Annotated in this window: 2 protein-coding genes; both read left to right on the top strand. The window is 39.2% G+C overall.

Translation table 11 applies throughout. The features are described 5' to 3' along the window. Positions 1–65: 65 nt before the first annotated feature. Entirely contained in the window at positions 66–677 is a 612-nt protein-coding gene (locus tag H6G69_RS33435; protein ID WP_190694010.1) for an IS607 family transposase, read from the top strand. Between the two features lie 43 nt (positions 678–720). Then, a complete protein-coding gene (locus H6G69_RS33430; RefSeq protein ID WP_190694009.1) occupies positions 721–1,902 on the top strand; it encodes an RNA-guided endonuclease TnpB family protein in 1,182 nt (393 codons plus the stop codon). The last annotated feature ends 192 nt before the right edge of the window (positions 1,903–2,094 follow it).

The following is a 2,094-nucleotide window of genomic DNA, read 5'->3' as shown; positions in this document are numbered from 1 at the left end:
GAGCTTGACTAAGTAGCCAAACTCTTGTCTAAACTTACTCATAGCTAGCTATTGTGAGGAAGTTGATGTGGAAAGTATCGGAGTTTGGTAATTTAGTAGGCATTTCGCCATCTAAGTTGAGACGATGGGAAGAGGAAGGACGGTTAATCCCAGAAAGAACATTAGGTAATCAACGAATTTATAATGAATCCCATTTAGCTATAGCTAAAAGCTTGAAATCAGGCAAATACCCAAGCAAGATTGTTATATACTGCCGAGTTTCATCTAACAATCAAAAAGACGATTTATTGAGCCAAGTAAAAGCAATGGAAAGCTTTTGCTTGGCTCAAGGTGTGTGTGTGACACAGACAATCCAAGAGATTGGAGGAGGGTTGAACTTTAAGCGTCCAAAATTTCTGCAAGTTATTCAATGGGCGATTACAGGTGAATTAAAAACCTTGTATGTCGCACATAAAGATAGATTATGTAGATTTGGATTTGACTTAGTTGAGCAGATTGTATTGTGGGGTGGAGGCAGTATTGTTGTTGCCAATGCAGAAACGCTTTCTCCGCATGAAGAACTAACGGCTGATTTACTTTCAATTGTCCACTGTTTTAGTTCACGACTTTATGGGTTACGCAAATACAAATCAAAAGTAAAAAAGATTGTAGAAGGTGTTGACCCATGTACAAAATAACCGTTATACTTCCTCACATAAATAAGTTTAAAAAAGTATAGCGATGTACGCATTAAAAAGAGAGCTAAAACTAAATAACAAAGAACGCTCTCTAATGCGTGGCATAGCAGGATTCAAGAGATTTGTTTACAATTATGCTTTGGATTTAATCACAGCAAGCTGGGATTTTCATGGCATTAAAGCAGGCGATTCAAAACGCTTAGATACTATCAAAAAAGTGTTTACTTCACACACAATGAACAAGCCAGAATATGCCTGGATGCGAAAATACCCGTCCACGGTATATCAATCAGCTTTCATTGATCTGAAAAACGCTTTCAGCAGATGGCGCAAAGGTTTAGCCCAGTTTCCTGTAAAGAAATCAAAGAAGAAAGGTGATTCGTTTACAGTTTACAAGACATCGGGGATCTACCTTGAAAAAGGCAAACCAGCACTACCATTTACCAATAGGGTTGTAATTAATCGGGGCAAGAGAATTACTTTGCCGGGAATTAAAGAGTTTCGACTAAAGGAGAAGATTGATTTTATCTGTAGTTCGCAAACATTCACTGTTTCTAGAACTGCTGACAAATGGTTTGTATCTTTCATCTTAGATGTTGAGAAAATCCCGCCAATCATTCATCCAATAGAAAGAATTGGTGTGGACTTAGGCGTGAAAACTTTAGCCACTTGTTCTGACGGCACGAGTTACGCCATGCCAGTTACTACAAAAAAGGCGAAAACCAAGCTAGGTAAATTGCAATGGCGCAATCGAAATCAGGTGCTAGGGAACAAGAAGTTGAAGATTAAAGCATCTAATAATGCTCGTAAATTCTTGGCGAAAACAGCTAAGATTTATGCTCGAATTGCTAACATCAGACAAGATACAACGCAGAAAATGACGACGGATTTAAGTCGCAAAGCGTATGTTATTCGCATTGAGGACTTAAATATTCAAGGCATGATTGCTAATCATAAGCTAGCCAATGCTATTAGCAATAACTGTTTATACGAAATTCGTCGTCAGCTAACGTATAAACAACCTTTTTATGGCACAAAAGTTGAATTGGTTGATAGATGGTTTCCAAGCTCCAAGATGTGCTGCAAATGCCATCATATTCAACCAATGAGCTTGTCTGACAGAATTTTCAACTGTCAACACTGTGGGCATATTCAAGATCGAGATGAAAACGCATCTATAAATCTTGAAAATGTCCCTAATGATAGAGTCAGTCCAGTTCTGTAGACGGGTTTCCCGTCGCAGGCAACTGGCATTAACGAAGCGGTAGCGACGCAGGAGCGTCACCCAAAGGGTAAGGTCGGCTCGACCTGAATCGCTTGTGGACAAGAAGTAGCCGTCTACCTTGGACGAAGCAAGAAGAAAACGTTAACCCAATCAACTTTCTTTGAGTAAGTTTAAGTAAGTTTTTCGGAGCAG

This window comes from Nostoc sp. FACHB-110 (genome assembly GCF_014697425.1).
Taxonomy (GTDB): Bacteria; Cyanobacteriota; Cyanobacteriia; order Cyanobacteriales; family Nostocaceae; genus Nostoc_B.
Note: the sequence above shows the minus strand (reverse complement) of the source record. Positions and strands in the feature narration are given on the sequence as shown.